23 protein-coding genes are annotated in these 11990 nt (G+C 68.7%); all 23 read left to right on the top strand.

Going from position 1 to position 11990, the window contains the following annotated elements; translation table 11 throughout:
* The first annotated feature begins 15 nt into the window (after positions 1-15).
* The 23 genes from MDN94_RS12105 to MDN94_RS11995 all read left to right on the top strand — a co-directional run bounded on the left by MDN94_RS12105 (position 16) and on the right by MDN94_RS11995 (position 11973).
* Positions 16-303 carry a stage V sporulation protein S gene (locus tag MDN94_RS12105; protein ID WP_482725820.1) on the top strand — a complete coding sequence of 96 codons (288 nt, stop codon included), beginning with the start codon at positions 16-18 and terminating at the stop codon, positions 301-303.
* A gap of 116 nt (positions 304-419) precedes the next feature.
* Positions 420-785 (top strand): hypothetical protein, encoded by a 366-nt coding sequence (locus MDN94_RS12100; protein WP_482725819.1) that lies wholly within the window; start codon positions 420-422, stop codon positions 783-785.
* A 3-nt stretch (positions 786-788) separates the two neighbouring features.
* On the top strand, positions 789-1067 hold the full coding sequence (locus MDN94_RS12095) for a hypothetical protein (RefSeq protein ID WP_482725818.1): 279 nt from the start codon (positions 789-791) through the stop codon (positions 1065-1067).
* Entirely contained in the window at positions 1064-1249 is a 186-nt protein-coding gene (locus MDN94_RS12090; RefSeq protein WP_482725817.1) for a hypothetical protein, read from the top strand. The genes MDN94_RS12095 and MDN94_RS12090 overlap by 4 nt, the downstream gene beginning before the upstream one ends.
* 970 nt (positions 1250-2219) lie before the next feature.
* Positions 2220-2789 carry a hypothetical protein gene (locus MDN94_RS12085; RefSeq protein WP_482725816.1) on the top strand — a complete coding sequence of 190 codons (570 nt, stop codon included), beginning with the start codon at positions 2220-2222 and terminating at the stop codon, positions 2787-2789.
* Between the two features lie 5 nt (positions 2790-2794).
* Positions 2795-3088: a hypothetical protein gene (locus tag MDN94_RS12080; RefSeq protein WP_482725815.1), complete on the top strand. Its 294-nt coding sequence runs from the start codon at positions 2795-2797 to the stop codon at positions 3086-3088.
* Complete coding sequence (locus tag MDN94_RS12075; protein WP_482725814.1) at positions 3089-3340, top strand: hypothetical protein; 252 nt, start codon at positions 3089-3091, stop codon at positions 3338-3340.
* Between the two features lie 100 nt (positions 3341-3440).
* Positions 3441-3689 (top strand): hypothetical protein, encoded by a 249-nt coding sequence (locus MDN94_RS12070; RefSeq protein WP_482725813.1) that lies wholly within the window; start codon positions 3441-3443, stop codon positions 3687-3689.
* Between the two features lie 23 nt (positions 3690-3712).
* Positions 3713-4096, top strand: coding sequence for a hypothetical protein (locus MDN94_RS12065; protein WP_482725812.1), 384 nt, complete (start codon positions 3713-3715; stop codon positions 4094-4096).
* Complete coding sequence (locus MDN94_RS12060; RefSeq protein ID WP_482725811.1) at positions 4093-4266, top strand: hypothetical protein; 174 nt, start codon at positions 4093-4095, stop codon at positions 4264-4266. Before MDN94_RS12065 ends, MDN94_RS12060 begins: the two co-directional genes overlap by 4 nt.
* Positions 4229-4654 carry a hypothetical protein gene (locus MDN94_RS12055; RefSeq protein WP_482725810.1) on the top strand — a complete coding sequence of 142 codons (426 nt, stop codon included), beginning with the start codon at positions 4229-4231 and terminating at the stop codon, positions 4652-4654. The genes MDN94_RS12060 and MDN94_RS12055 overlap by 38 nt, the downstream gene beginning before the upstream one ends.
* A 152-nt stretch (positions 4655-4806) precedes the next feature.
* Positions 4807-6033, top strand: coding sequence for a hypothetical protein (locus MDN94_RS12050; protein WP_482725809.1), 1227 nt, complete (start codon positions 4807-4809; stop codon positions 6031-6033).
* Positions 6034-6043: 10 nt separating this feature from the next.
* Entirely contained in the window at positions 6044-6346 is a 303-nt protein-coding gene (locus MDN94_RS12045) for a hypothetical protein (RefSeq protein ID WP_482725808.1), read from the top strand.
* On the top strand, positions 6346-7092 hold the full coding sequence (locus tag MDN94_RS12040; RefSeq protein ID WP_482725807.1) for a peptidoglycan recognition protein family protein: 747 nt from the start codon (positions 6346-6348) through the stop codon (positions 7090-7092). The genes MDN94_RS12045 and MDN94_RS12040 overlap by 1 nt, the downstream gene beginning before the upstream one ends.
* Entirely contained in the window at positions 7089-7370 is a 282-nt protein-coding gene (locus tag MDN94_RS12035; protein WP_482725806.1) for a hypothetical protein, read from the top strand. The genes MDN94_RS12040 and MDN94_RS12035 overlap by 4 nt, the downstream gene beginning before the upstream one ends.
* Before the next feature lie 94 nt (positions 7371-7464).
* Positions 7465-8238 (top strand): aggregation-promoting factor C-terminal-like domain-containing protein, encoded by a 774-nt coding sequence (locus MDN94_RS12030; protein ID WP_482725805.1) that lies wholly within the window; start codon positions 7465-7467, stop codon positions 8236-8238.
* A 9-nt stretch (positions 8239-8247) separates the two neighbouring features.
* Positions 8248-8763 carry a hypothetical protein gene (locus MDN94_RS12025; protein WP_482725804.1) on the top strand — a complete coding sequence of 172 codons (516 nt, stop codon included), beginning with the start codon at positions 8248-8250 and terminating at the stop codon, positions 8761-8763.
* Positions 8760-9272: an HNH endonuclease signature motif containing protein gene (locus MDN94_RS12020; RefSeq protein ID WP_482725803.1), complete on the top strand. Its 513-nt coding sequence runs from the start codon at positions 8760-8762 to the stop codon at positions 9270-9272. Before MDN94_RS12025 ends, MDN94_RS12020 begins: the two co-directional genes overlap by 4 nt.
* Before the next feature lie 9 nt (positions 9273-9281).
* Entirely contained in the window at positions 9282-9569 is a 288-nt protein-coding gene (locus MDN94_RS12015) for a hypothetical protein (RefSeq protein WP_482725802.1), read from the top strand.
* A gap of 9 nt (positions 9570-9578) precedes the next feature.
* Complete coding sequence (locus MDN94_RS12010; protein WP_482725801.1) at positions 9579-10049, top strand: hypothetical protein; 471 nt, start codon at positions 9579-9581, stop codon at positions 10047-10049.
* Positions 10046-10288, top strand: coding sequence for a hypothetical protein (locus MDN94_RS12005; protein ID WP_482725800.1), 243 nt, complete (start codon positions 10046-10048; stop codon positions 10286-10288). The genes MDN94_RS12010 and MDN94_RS12005 overlap by 4 nt, the downstream gene beginning before the upstream one ends.
* 3 nt (positions 10289-10291) lie before the next feature.
* On the top strand, positions 10292-10477 hold the full coding sequence (locus MDN94_RS12000; protein WP_482725799.1) for a hypothetical protein: 186 nt from the start codon (positions 10292-10294) through the stop codon (positions 10475-10477).
* Positions 10474-11973, top strand: coding sequence for a hypothetical protein (locus MDN94_RS11995; RefSeq protein ID WP_482725798.1), 1500 nt, complete (start codon positions 10474-10476; stop codon positions 11971-11973). The genes MDN94_RS12000 and MDN94_RS11995 overlap by 4 nt, the downstream gene beginning before the upstream one ends.
* Positions 11974-11990: the final 17 nt, after the last annotated feature.

Here is an 11990-nt window from a genome sequence, read left to right as displayed (position 1 = left end):
GGGAGCGTAATTGTCGTGCAGATTCAGACCACGGGCGTGAAGGAGAAGGAGTTCCGCGTCAAGAGCGTCACTCCTCCACCCGAACTCGGTTCGGCCATCGCCCACGCCATCAAGTCGGGCCACCAGGTCGTCCTCAAGGCTGTCGGCGCCGGCGCCATCAATCAGGCCGTCAAGGCAATCCCGATCGCCCAGTCTTTCGTGAGTAGTTTCGGAACCCGGCTGATCGAGGAGATCACTTTCTTCCGGAGCAAGACGCCCGAAGGGGAGATTCTCGGCATCGCCATCCGTGTCATGCCCGTGTGAAATACCGGGCATAAACCCGGAGCCCTAAACTCCTCCCAGCAGGCCCATGCATATCTGACTCGTACATCGCTCACGTTCTGACTCCCCGGGCCACCAGCATCACGCGGAGGATGATCATGAGCCACTGGACGCCCCCGAACCGGGGAAAGACCTCGACGAGCAGTGTCGTGAGCACGGGCCAGTTCCCGACCATGGGCGACGAGCTGCACGCTGTGCGCTGGATTCGGCCCGAGGGCGGGCAGACCGCCAGCCGTCAGGGCCTGTCCAAGTCCGGCAACGGCCAGCCCGGCACCAACAGCCACCGCAGCAACCGGACGACCTCGGCCGCCGAGACCTACGGCCCCACCGGCATCGTCCAGGTCAAGCGCGCCATGCACGGACCCGGCTGCCCCGACTGCGCCACCACCAGCCGCCGCACCATGAAGAGCGCCTTCGGGCCCCAGGAGTTCAACGCGGGGGCCGCTGCCAGCAGGAAGGGCTGAGCCATGCTGCCCCTCATCGCCGGGATCGCCGCCCGCGTAGGACTGTCGACCGTCGGCCGGAGCGCGGCCACCAGCGCCACCCGCTCCGCCGTCACGTCCGCAGCCGAAAGCGGCGCCATCCGCGCTGGCACGCCCGCCGCCACCAGCACGGGCAGTCGCGTCCTGTCAGCAGCCCAGTTCGGGCAGTCGGTCCACCGAACCACCTCCGGAAACGACACAGCAGCCCCCTCCGCCAGCACCGCTCCCGCCGCTGGCGACGGGCTGGGATGGACCCGCTCATGAGTACCTCCGTCACCTCCCCCAGCACCCCCGCGCCCAGCTCCCTGCGCACCACCGGCTCCGCCGACCGGGGCTCCCTCGCCCCGGCCCCGCCCTCCTCCGGCACCACCATCCCCGCCGTCCCCGGCTCCAGCCGGGCCGACACCCTGCGCGAGTTCAGCTACGGCCTGTCCACCGGGAGGTGAGCACCATGGACTTCAACCCCAACCAGTTCCGGCAGCCCGCTTTCCGGGGCTACGGCGACCAGGCGATGCGACGCCACCGCGTCACCCCCACCGCGCCGCAGCCTTCGCCGTCCCCTGCCCCCTCCGGCGGACACCAGGAGGCGCTCTTCCAGGCGGCTGAGGTTCAGGGCCCGCCTCCTTCGCCGACGTTCAACGCCGACCAGTTCCGCCGGGCTCAGCACGCCCTGCCCGGCATGAGCACCGCGTCCATGCGAGGCCAGCGTGTCATCCCGACGCCCGTGCCCCCAGAGCGCCCTGCGACGGCGCCCTCCGCAACCTCAGGACCGGGTTGGACACAGCCGCAGATCAGCATGATGGCGCCCACCCCCGCGTCACCGGACGTTAGCTACGCGGCCGGGCCGCGTCCTACCCGCTGGCCGTCACCGGCCGCACCGGCCGCACCGGCCGCACCGGACGAACCGCCTCTGCCGTCCTGGAACGGTCGCACCAGCATCATCACGGCCGCATCTCGGCGCGCCATGGCCGGACACCCCAACACCCTGCCCTCTGCCAACACGCCCCGCAGCACACCCACCCCCGCTCCCTCGACTGCACCGGCCGCACGCCCTGCCCGCACCCGCGCGGGCACCACCTCCACAGGCACTCCAGCTCCCGCTGCTCGCGCTGGTTCCGCTCCCTCGACCGCATCAGCCGCACGTCCTGCCAGCGCGAGTTCCAGCAGCACTCCGGCTGCCCCTGCCCGCGCACGCAGTTCTCCTGCTGCCCCTGCCCGCGCACGCAGTTCTCCTGCTGCCGCTGCCACATCCCCTGCCCCCACGCGCTCTCCCATCACCCGAGATCAGAAGGCCACGCTCGCCGCGTTCGGAGCCGGCCTGGCCGTGAAGTCGTTTTCGAGCATCGACCGCATCGCCTCCGACCCCAAGCGCAGCGGAAACCCCGCGTACAAGTCGAGTGACGGATGGAGGCGCTCATGAGCTACCCGAACCGGGCCGGCGCCAACTCGAACCTGATGTACAACCCGCCCTACCAGGCGCCTGTCGCCGGGGCGATGACGTACACCGGCGGCAGCGGCGGGTACCTCATGTCCGGGGCCCGCGACATCCTCGACGCGCGCCGGCTGATGGACACCGGGCACGTGCCCTCGGCCGAGTACCCCGACGGCTACCTCGGCACGATCGGCGCCGGTACCCGCCGCCAGGACCGGCTGCTCAACTCCATCGGCAACAGGGCCACGCAGAAGAGCTATGAGCGAGGCGTGCACAAGGGGGAGAGGATCGATCCGGCCGACTACTACTGGACCGACGACGTCCATCCGGCCGCCGCTCTCCAGGCGCAGGCGCGGGGCGAGCGCTGGACCCAGCGCGGCTCGATGATCGGCTCCCCCCTGGTCAACGACGGCAAGAGCGAGACCCTGGTGGCCACCCAGGCGCGGTTCGCGACCGCCCAGCGGGTCTACACCCAGGAAGTCACCCCGCCGTTCACGGCCGTCAACGAGCAGCGGCGCGCACAGCTCCAGCGCCTGCGCCCGGCGTGGAGGTAACCGGCATGCTCCCCCAGGACTCCATCTACGCCCGCCGGCCGTGGGCCTCGCTCCAGGAGCAGCAGGTCACCAACTACTTGCGCGAGTGGACCGACATCCCTGCCGACGCCGCCCGGCAGATGAAGCCGCCTATCCCGAACATCGGCCGTGTTCCCCCGCGTTTCGGGTACCGGCAGCACATTCCCGGCATCGCCGATATCGCGCGCCTGGACGACGTCTATCCCGGCAGCCGGGTGGACTACAGCCAGCGGCAGTCCGGCTTTTCCTCGACCTCGTACCCCGCTCTGGGAGTGATGTAAATGCCCAAGGCCACCCGCACCACCGACCGCCGCCGCACCGGCCGAGGCGACAACGTCACCGGCGTCTCGCAGGGCAAGTCCAACCTCCAGGACCAGCGGACCGTCGCCCGTTACGCGCCCAAGGCGCCTTCGGCCCGTTCCGAATTCGAGGCCGGTGTTTCCGCCGGGCGGCCCATGGGCGCCGGTGCCACCGTCGGCAGCGCGACGAAGCGTGCGGCGCCGGCTGTGAAGAAGCTCGGAGAGAAGAAGTGACCCACCGCCTTCTGCATTACGTCCTGGCCCTGTTTCGCCGGCTGAGAGAAAAGGCCGCCCGTAACCGTGCCGCCCGCCACTCGAAGGAGCGTCCGCCGACATGAGCTACGCCACCAACCGCCCCCTGGCCGGAGAACTCAACGAGGGCCTGACCGACGGCGCGTACAAGAAGATCAACCGCGACTGGGGAGGGTCCGTCGACCGGGCCACCTACGCCGCGCGCAGCGACCTGTCCGACGTCTGGTACGGCGTCCACGAGGCGGCCACCAAGCAGCGGCCCGACGCCCTGACCGTCCGTACGCCCGGGTACGTGCCCAATCCGCCCGCCCACCTCTACTACGGGATGTGACCGTGAGGTCCGACTGTGACGTGATGATCTACCCGCCGGCCTTCACGAAGAAGTTGCTCGGTGCGGGCCTGAGCATTTTCACGGCCGCCGCTTCCCTGCAAAAAGCGCTCGGCTCAACCCCGTTCTCGGTGGTCGACGCCCCCAGCGACAGCGCCGCGTACTACATCGCGCTCATCTACACCACGTTCGGCATCGTGCTGGGCGTGGTGTCGGCGGTGTACTCGATCAAGACATGCAGTCTCCGGCTGACGGGGTACCTCGCCGCCTACCTGCTGGCGTTCGCCGCGATTTCCCTGTTCAACTCGCCCGCCACCGTGTGGATGCAGCTCGCGAACCTGGCGTCGTTCGCAGGTGCCTCGCTGGCTGCCTTCTCCGCGTGGCTGCGTTTCCGACGGGAGGGCTCATGACGATGTCGGACGTGGCCGCGCAGCTCCTCAGCATTCTCGTCAGCGCGATCGGCCTCGTCATTTTCCGCCTCATCGCCCGCTACCTGCCGGAAGACCCCGACCCGGTCCCCCGCAATCGCAGAAAGCAGACTCATGACGACTCCATCGAAGACGGTGACGCTCCGGGCTGACCGCAGTTTCTGGGAGCCCAACCAGATCCTGGGAATCGGCCTGTCGGTGTACATCATCTCCCTCGCGCTCTACCGGAGCATGGGGCACGAGAACGCCCTCTCCATCGCCAGCACCGACGGCATCGCGCAGATCATCGCGATCTGTTTCGCGGCGGTCGGTGTTGGCCTCGGCCTGGTCACCATGGCCTACGTCGTCCTGCACAACTCGCTGCGGCCCGTGATCTACATCGCCGCGTACCTGCTGTCCTTCTCCACGATGGCCTTGTTCCGCGTCGAGACGAATTTCGCGGCGAACCTCTTCAACGCGCTGCGGTACGCGACCGTCGCGGTCGTGGCCGTCGGTGCCTGGCTCCACCAGATCCGGGAGGAGCGCCGTGCATACCAGTGATCTCGTCGCCCAGGTGGCCTCGATCGTCGTTGCCTTCGTCGCCACCGGTATCGCCTGGATTATCACCCGCCGCTACGTCCGCCCTCCCCGGCCCCCGGCTTCCCCCGTGGTGTGCCCGCCTACTTCCGGCACTGACGAAAGGCCCCTGTGACATGGCAAACGAGCGTTGGAACCTGAACACCACGTCAGCGCTGACCGCCGAGCCCGGCACCCCGGTCGGGCTCATCAACCCCCCGCGCACCGCCGCGCAGCACCTGGCCGACCGGCCGGCCGAATACGGCGAGCAGGTCGTCCCGCCCGCGCCGCTCTGGTACCTCGACAAGGCCGGCAACCCCCACTCCCTCGGGGTCGCCGAGCCGCACCGCTTCCTGCTGTTCTGGCGCTCCAACGTCGGCCAGGAGGACGAGGACCCGGCCGACAGCTACTACATGGGTGTCACCGGCCTCCAGGGCGTCGGCGTCGCCGGCCACCGCGTCACCATCAACGCCACCGGTGAGATCCTCCAGCCCGGCGCCGAGTCCTCGGCCACCATCACCGGCTACTGGGACAAGACCGACCCGCAGAACCCGGTCTGGACCCCCATCGAGCCGGAGACCACCTACACCCTGACCGTCGCCGCCCACAACCAGGCCGGCGAGTACGGCCCGGAGTCGGCCTCCCTGACCGTCACCACCCCGGCCATCGGCTACGACCGCCAGCACCTCACCCTGCCGCCCCGCCCGCCCAACGACGTCGACTTCGCCGCCCCGCTCCCCGTCATCACCTCCTCCGCCGGAGGCGGTATCCAGCTCCGCTGGAAGAAGATCCCGAACGTCACCAAGTACGAGGTGTTCGACAACACCGCCCAGGACACCACCGACGGCATGGACGCCGGCCGCATCGGGCTGAGCGAGTCCGACGTCAAGCTGGGCGAGGTCAACCAGCCCGGCGCCGGCACCGCCACGGTCACCTTCACCACCACCAACTACACGGTCCCGCGCCGCCGGTTCGCGCTGAAGGTCCGCGCGGTGCGCACCGACTCCAACGGCACCGCCGTCTCGGAGTTCTCCACCCCTCTGCGCGGCACCATCCCCGCCGCCACTGCCGCCCCCGGCAAGCCGGGCGCCCCGGGGTTCACTACCGCACCCACCTCCAACGGCCAGCTCAAGATCACCATCGTGCCGCCCACCGTCACCACCACGGCCGGCCCGCCCGAGTACTACGCGCTCTACGACGGCACCCGCAAGGTCGCCGTCGTCAACGCGCCTCTCGGCACCGCCCCGCACGTCCAGCTCCAGTACGCCCCCGGCCAGGCCTACAACTTCACCGCCGTCGCCGGAAACAGCGCGGGCCTCTCCCCCGCCTCCAACGCCCTCGCCGGCACCGTCCCGACCTCCTGAAAGGCCGACCATGCCCGAACCCACTCTCGGCCGGACCGTCCACTACCGGCTGTCCGCCTCCGACGCCGAGGCCATCAACCGCCGCCGCAAGCACTTCGCCACCGGCCCCGGCTACGCCGACCGCACCGGCTACATCGGCCACATCGGCAACGAGGCCGCCGAAGGGCAGCTCTTTCCGGCCGTCATCGTCCGCCTGTGGGACGTCGGCTCGGTCAACCTCCAGGTCTTCCTCGACGGCAACGACGTCTACTGGGCGACCTCCTGCTCCGAGGGCCAGGACCCCGGCCGCTGGGCCTGGCCGGAGGTGAGGTGATGGCCACCCCGCTCACCGCCCCCGCGCTCCTCTCCGCCCTGCGCGCCGAGGGACTCACCGTCGTCGAGGTCGGCTCCTGGCGCACCCACAACCGCAACGCAAAGGGCAAGTGGGGCCCGGTCAACGGCGTGATGATCCACCACACGGTGACCAAGGGCACCCAGCACACAGTCGACCTCTGCCGCACCGGCTACTCCGGACTCCCCGGGCCGCTATGCCACGGCGTCATCGGCAAGGACGGCGTGATCTACCTCGTCGGCCTCGGGCGCGCCAACCACGCCGGCGGCGGCGACCCCACGGTGCTCGAACAGGTCATCGCCGAAAACTACGGCACCTCGCCGACCAAGCCCACCAAGGGCAACGCCGACGGAGTCGACGGCAACGCGCGCTTCTACGGCTTCGAGTGCGAAAACCTCGGCGACGGCCGCGACCCCTGGCCGGCCAAGCAGATCGAAGCCATCGTCCGGGCCTCCGCAGCCATCAGCCGCGCCCACGGATGGGGCTCCAAGTCCACCATCGGCCATGCCGAATGGTCCGACGACAAGTCCGACCCGCGCGGGTTCACGATGGCCTCGATCCGCGAGCGCGTCGCCGAGCGGCTCAAGCACACGGCCAACTGGAACCCCACCAACCCGACCCCGCCTCCCGTATCCACCATCGAGACGAGGGTGGCCGCACTTGAAAAGCTCGTCACGTCGCAGGGCGCGCGAATCACGGCCCTGGAAAAGGAAGTTGGTAAGAAATGACCGTCTACGACGTACTGGTCTCGCTGTGGCGAACCACCGTTCCCGTCATCGTCGGATGGGTCGCGGCGCTCCTCGCTCGTGTCTATGTCGACGTCGATGAGGCGGCACTCTCCCAGACCCTCGTCGCGGCGTTCAGCGTCCTCTACTACGGCCTCTTCCGGCTCCTGGAAGCCAAGGTCTCCCCGGCGTTCGGATGGTTCCTCGGCCTTGCCAAGCCGCCCATGTACCCCACCCCGCCCACCAACACGCTCCCGTCGCACGGGAAGCCGCCCGTTTAGCGGCTACCCGGCCTATTTTCCGGGCCTCTAGGGTGACCGACGCCGGACTGCCTGCGGGAGAGCCGGGGTCGCATCCCCGTCGAAAGGCCCCTCCGTGTCCCGCCCCGTACTGCCGCACATCACCTGGCGCTCCTGCCGCATCTCCGCCGCCGCCGGAATCGTCGCCCTCACCCTCACCGCGACGCTCGGCCAGCCCGCCGAAGCCGACCCCAACCGCGACGCCCGGCCCGTCACCCAGCAGGTGCCCCGCCCGGCCCCGCAGACCGCGCCCCAGCCCCCGGTACAGTCCGCACCGCTCCACCTCCTGCTCGACAGCAGCCTGCGTCTGGCGGACGCGATCCGGCAGCAGGCCATCGCCCAGGCCGCACAGAAGCCGGTCACCCTGCCCAAGCCCGTGACTCGCAAGCCGGCCGCCGCGCCCAAGCCCGTCACCGTGGCGCCCAAGCGCCTCAAGCCCGCTTCCACGGCCCCGCAGCGCACCAAGCCCGCCCTGCGCCCCGTACAGAGCCCGAAGGCCCGCTCCGAGCAGCGCACCTCTCGCTCCTCCACCCGCAAGGCCCCGAGCACCGCCACCGCCACCGTCTCCGGCGCCCGCAGCTACGCCCGCGCACGCATGTCCTCCACCCAGTACGCGTGCCTGCGCAAGCTCGTCACCAAGGAGAGCGGCTGGAACCACCGGGCGCAGAACCCGTCCTCGGGCGCCTACGGCCTCTTCCAGGCCCTGCCCGCCTCGAAGATGCGCTCGGCCGGCTCCGACTGGCGCACCAACCCGCTCACCCAGATGCGCTGGGGCCTTTCTTACATCAAGGCCCGCTACGGAACCCCCTGCGGCGCCTGGAATTTCTGGACGCGAAATCACTGGTATTAGCGTCCATGCATGACCTCGATTCGCCTTCTTCTCTGCAAGGACTGCCGCACCACCGAAGTCCTCCCCTCCTATGAGGGAGATCCGCGCGGAGACGCGGTCCTCGAATACGCCGTCGCTAAGCACCAGTACCCGAACGGGGAAAGGCATTTCGGCCGGCTCTACCCGATCCAGGGCGTAGACGAGGACCGCTGGCATTCCTCCTCGGAAGTCCGCGACGAAATCCTCAAGCGGGTCTGGCAGGAAGAGGGCGCCACCGGGATGGAGTCCTGGGTCTACCAGGCCGTCGACACCCTCAAAGCGGACGCCATGCAGTGCTGGCGCAGCCGGCACCGGCCCGAGACCTGCTCGGACTTCCACTCGGACAAGAAACGCCTCGCACCCCCCACCGCCGCCGAGCGCAAGGCCGAAGGCCTGCCCAAGTGGGACAAGCACAACCCCAGCAGCCAGCGCTACCTCTGCGACTACTGCCCCATCCGCAGCGTCAACGAGCAGAAGGTACGCGCCAAGCTCGGGCTCTACGAATGAGCGCCCGCCGGCGGCCCGCCGACCGGGACTGGACGCGTCGGTTCTTCGACAAGGTCGACAAGGGCACCGAGTTCGACGACTGCCACATCTGGCTGGGCGCCAAGGACGACTACGGCTACGGAAAATTCCGCATGCCGAACGGCCGCACAAAAGGCACCCACATCGTCGCCTGGGAACTCGCGAACCAGAAGACCGTCCCCCCCGGCTGGCACGTTGATCACCGGTGCCGAATCCGCTCCTGCTGCAACCCCGACCACCTGGAGCCCGTGCCAGCCACAGAAAACGTCGCACGCGGAGAATCGTTCTCCGCGCGCAACGCCCGGAAAACGCACTGCCCCAAGGGCCACGAGTACACCGAAGAAAATACCCGTTGGCACTCCGGCCGCCGCGAATGCATCACTTGCATCCGCGCCCGCGACAAGGAACGGCGCCAGGCCAAGCGTGCCGAAAAGGCCGAACTCGAACCCGGCGAATTCGACTACAGCAAGTACTACTACGAAATCGACTAGGAGCCCCGCATGCCCATCGAGACCCCCGACAACACCCGGTACGTACGGACCGCCTACGTCGTCGTCCAGCACTCCGATGGCGAGTGGGAGGCCCTCACCGATCTTGGCCTGGTGGAGAACCTCGTCGTCGACCACCAGCCCACGGTGCTGGAGATGAAGTTCGGCGCGAGCGAGGTCGTCTCCGACATCGAGGCCTCCAAGCAGGCCGCCATCACCGCCCACCAGCTCATGGCCGTCACCTCGCAGATGCAGCAGGCCGCCGCCCACCAGGCCCTCGCCGGCCAGCTCAACCTCTAAGGCCGCTCCATGCTCGCCGCAGTCATGGTCATCGAAGGCATCCTTCGCACCCCCGACGGCGAGGGCCACTACGACACCGGCTGGAGCCTCTACCAGGCCCTCGCCAAAAACTCCCGCCTCTACCTGCTCTCCCACACCTGGACCGAAGAGCAGTGCGCCCTATGGCTGGCCAAGCGGCAGCTCACCGGCCACATCGGTTACCTCCACCAGACCTTGCCCGGACCGGCCGGCCGCCTCGACGCCCTCAACCGCATCCGGAGTTGGCACATCGGACTCGTCCTCGAACCCGACCCGTCATGCGCCGCCGCCGAGCTGGATGACGGCTGGAACACCGCGCTGATCACGCACGCCGCCTACACCCAACCCCAGTGGCGCCCCGACTACACCGGCACCCCACGCCCCTGGGACGACCTCTCCGAGGCCATCGAACGGCACGCCGCCCTCCGGCTCAACACGCCCCGACACCAGGAGCCCCAGTGATCATCCCCGCCCACCTCGCCCCGCGCCGCTTCAAGCTCGTACGCCGCCAGGACGTCTCCGGCGTCTCCGGCGAGGGACACGTCGCCGACGGCGTCCAGTGGCCCGACGGCACCTGTGCCCTCCGCTGGCGCACCGAGATCGCCACCACCGCCCTCTACGACTCCGTGCTCCACGTCGAGAAGATCCACGGCCACGACGGCGCCACCCTTGTGGACTTCATCGACGAGCCCCAGGACTGACCCATGGCCATGTCCCGCCGGCACTACCGGGCCTTCGCCGAGATCCTCCGTGAGGCACACGCGCAGCACCCCGAGGCCGCTGACGTCATCGACCACCTCACGAGCCAGATCGCCACCGTCTGCGCCGAGGACAACCGCAGCTTCCGCCGGCAGACCTTCTACGACGCGGCACGACCGGAGACACCGTGATCTTCTACTTCGCCGGCGCGGAGATCCCGTCCCACCGAACGCTCCTGGCCAACGAGAACGCCACCCACGTCGGGATGAGCTACATGGGCCTGCGCCGGCGCGTCAAATTCGCGCGCCCGTGGGTCATCAGCGACCACTTCTCACCCGACCAGTCCGTCTTCCTCGACAGCGGCTGCCACACCCTCAACCGGCCCGGCGTCGAAGTCACCAAGGAAGAAATCCAGGACACCGCCGACCACTACGACACCTTCGTAGAGCAGAACATCGACCGCATCCAGGCCTACACCGAGTTCGACGCCCTCACCATGGGACGCGACTGGATCGAAGCTCGCCGTCAGCACCTCGACCCCGAGAAGTCCATCGTCGTCTGGCACGAGGAATGGGGCATCGACGTCCTCCAGCGGATGGCCGACACCTACCCCTACATCGCCGTCGGCCAGGGCACCTGCGGAGACCGGGACATCATCCCCCTCCTGCGCTCCATCAGCCGCAGCATCCGCCTCCACGGCATGGGCTTCTCATCCCCCCCACTGCTGCTGTCCGCCGACTGGTACTCCGTCTCCTCCACCACGTGGTTGTCGGCCGCCCAGCACGGCGAAACGTTCATCTGGGCCGGCACCGAGCTCAAGCGGTACCCCGCCCGCTACAAGGCACAGGCCCGCAAGCGCCACCGCACCCTCATCGCGTCCGCCGGCTTCGACACCGACCTCATCGACGCCGACGACGCCAGCGAGAACCTCCGCCTCTCCCTGTGGTCCTGGCGTCGGCAGATCGACCACATTTCCCAGCGCCACGGAAACGGAGTAACTGGCACCCCCGAAACAGGCACCGCCGCAAACGCGGAAACCCCCCAGGGGGCAGTTGCGGTGACGCCCGAAAACTCCGGGAACGAAGGGGTAACTCGCGCCCCCTCCGAACGGGTGAGGAAACTCCTGCCAGGCATCGAAACCGAGGAGTTCACCCACAGGTACAACGACCCCGACACCGGGGAACGAAAAGAACGCACCGAGCGCCGCATCAACGTCATCGACCCGAACGTCAGGGTGTGCGACGGGTGCTTCCTCGCGAAAAAGTGCCCCGAGTACCAGCCCGGGGAATCGTGCGTCTACGAGATGCCGATCAAGGTGAAGACCAAGGAGCAGTACATCGCACTGCTCGACTCGATGATCACCATGCAGGCCATGCGCGTCTTCTCTATGCGCATGTCAGAGGAGGTAGAAGGCGGCTACGCCGACCCGAACCTCAGCTCGGAGATGGACCGCCTCGCCAAGTACGTCAAGATCAAGGCCGACATCGAGGAGGCCGGCTTCACCTTCTCCATGAAGATGGAGAGCAAGGGGTCCGCCGAGGTCGGCATCATCAGCCGGCTCTTCGGCCCGAAGAGCGAGGGGCCCCCCGCCCTCTCCCCCGCCGGGACAGTGTCAGCCGAGCAGGCCTTCGGCCAGATGGGAATCATGGACGCCGAAATCGTCGAGGAGCCCGCGCGAAGGGAGTAACCCCCTCGCCGGGCCCC

The organism is Streptomyces sp. WAC00040 (genome assembly GCF_056835925.1).
Note: the sequence above shows the minus strand (reverse complement) of the source record. Positions and strands in the feature narration are given on the sequence as shown.

What these genes read in the sequence shown, in the direction of transcription:
- MDN94_RS12100 (WP_482725819.1), top strand. Translation starts at nt 420, where the DNA reads ATGAGCCACTGGACGCCCCCGAACCGGGGAAAGACCTCGACGAGCAGT.
- MDN94_RS12095 (WP_482725818.1), top strand. Translation starts at nt 789, where the DNA reads ATGCTGCCCCTCATCGCCGGGATCGCCGCCCGCGTAGGACTGTCGACC.
- MDN94_RS12090 (WP_482725817.1), top strand. Translation starts at nt 1,064, where the DNA reads ATGAGTACCTCCGTCACCTCCCCCAGCACCCCCGCGCCCAGCTCCCTG.
- MDN94_RS12085 (WP_482725816.1), top strand. Translation starts at nt 2,220, where the DNA reads ATGAGCTACCCGAACCGGGCCGGCGCCAACTCGAACCTGATGTACAAC.
- MDN94_RS12080 (WP_482725815.1), top strand. Translation starts at nt 2,795, where the DNA reads ATGCTCCCCCAGGACTCCATCTACGCCCGCCGGCCGTGGGCCTCGCTC.
- MDN94_RS12075 (WP_482725814.1), top strand. Translation starts at nt 3,089, where the DNA reads ATGCCCAAGGCCACCCGCACCACCGACCGCCGCCGCACCGGCCGAGGC.
- MDN94_RS12070 (WP_482725813.1), top strand. Translation starts at nt 3,441, where the DNA reads ATGAGCTACGCCACCAACCGCCCCCTGGCCGGAGAACTCAACGAGGGC.
- MDN94_RS12065 (WP_482725812.1), top strand. Translation starts at nt 3,713, where the DNA reads ATGATCTACCCGCCGGCCTTCACGAAGAAGTTGCTCGGTGCGGGCCTG.
- MDN94_RS12060 (WP_482725811.1), top strand. Translation starts at nt 4,093, where the DNA reads ATGACGATGTCGGACGTGGCCGCGCAGCTCCTCAGCATTCTCGTCAGC.
- MDN94_RS12055 (WP_482725810.1), top strand. Translation starts at nt 4,229, where the DNA reads ATGACGACTCCATCGAAGACGGTGACGCTCCGGGCTGACCGCAGTTTC.
- MDN94_RS12050 (WP_482725809.1), top strand. Translation starts at nt 4,807, where the DNA reads ATGGCAAACGAGCGTTGGAACCTGAACACCACGTCAGCGCTGACCGCC.
- MDN94_RS12045 (WP_482725808.1), top strand. Translation starts at nt 6,044, where the DNA reads ATGCCCGAACCCACTCTCGGCCGGACCGTCCACTACCGGCTGTCCGCC.
- MDN94_RS12040 (WP_482725807.1), top strand. Translation starts at nt 6,346, where the DNA reads ATGGCCACCCCGCTCACCGCCCCCGCGCTCCTCTCCGCCCTGCGCGCC.
- MDN94_RS12035 (WP_482725806.1), top strand. Translation starts at nt 7,089, where the DNA reads ATGACCGTCTACGACGTACTGGTCTCGCTGTGGCGAACCACCGTTCCC.
- MDN94_RS12025 (WP_482725804.1), top strand. Translation starts at nt 8,248, where the DNA reads ATGACCTCGATTCGCCTTCTTCTCTGCAAGGACTGCCGCACCACCGAA.
- MDN94_RS12020 (WP_482725803.1), top strand. Translation starts at nt 8,760, where the DNA reads ATGAGCGCCCGCCGGCGGCCCGCCGACCGGGACTGGACGCGTCGGTTC.
- MDN94_RS12015 (WP_482725802.1), top strand. Translation starts at nt 9,282, where the DNA reads ATGCCCATCGAGACCCCCGACAACACCCGGTACGTACGGACCGCCTAC.
- MDN94_RS12010 (WP_482725801.1), top strand. Translation starts at nt 9,579, where the DNA reads ATGCTCGCCGCAGTCATGGTCATCGAAGGCATCCTTCGCACCCCCGAC.
- MDN94_RS12000 (WP_482725799.1), top strand. Translation starts at nt 10,292, where the DNA reads ATGGCCATGTCCCGCCGGCACTACCGGGCCTTCGCCGAGATCCTCCGT.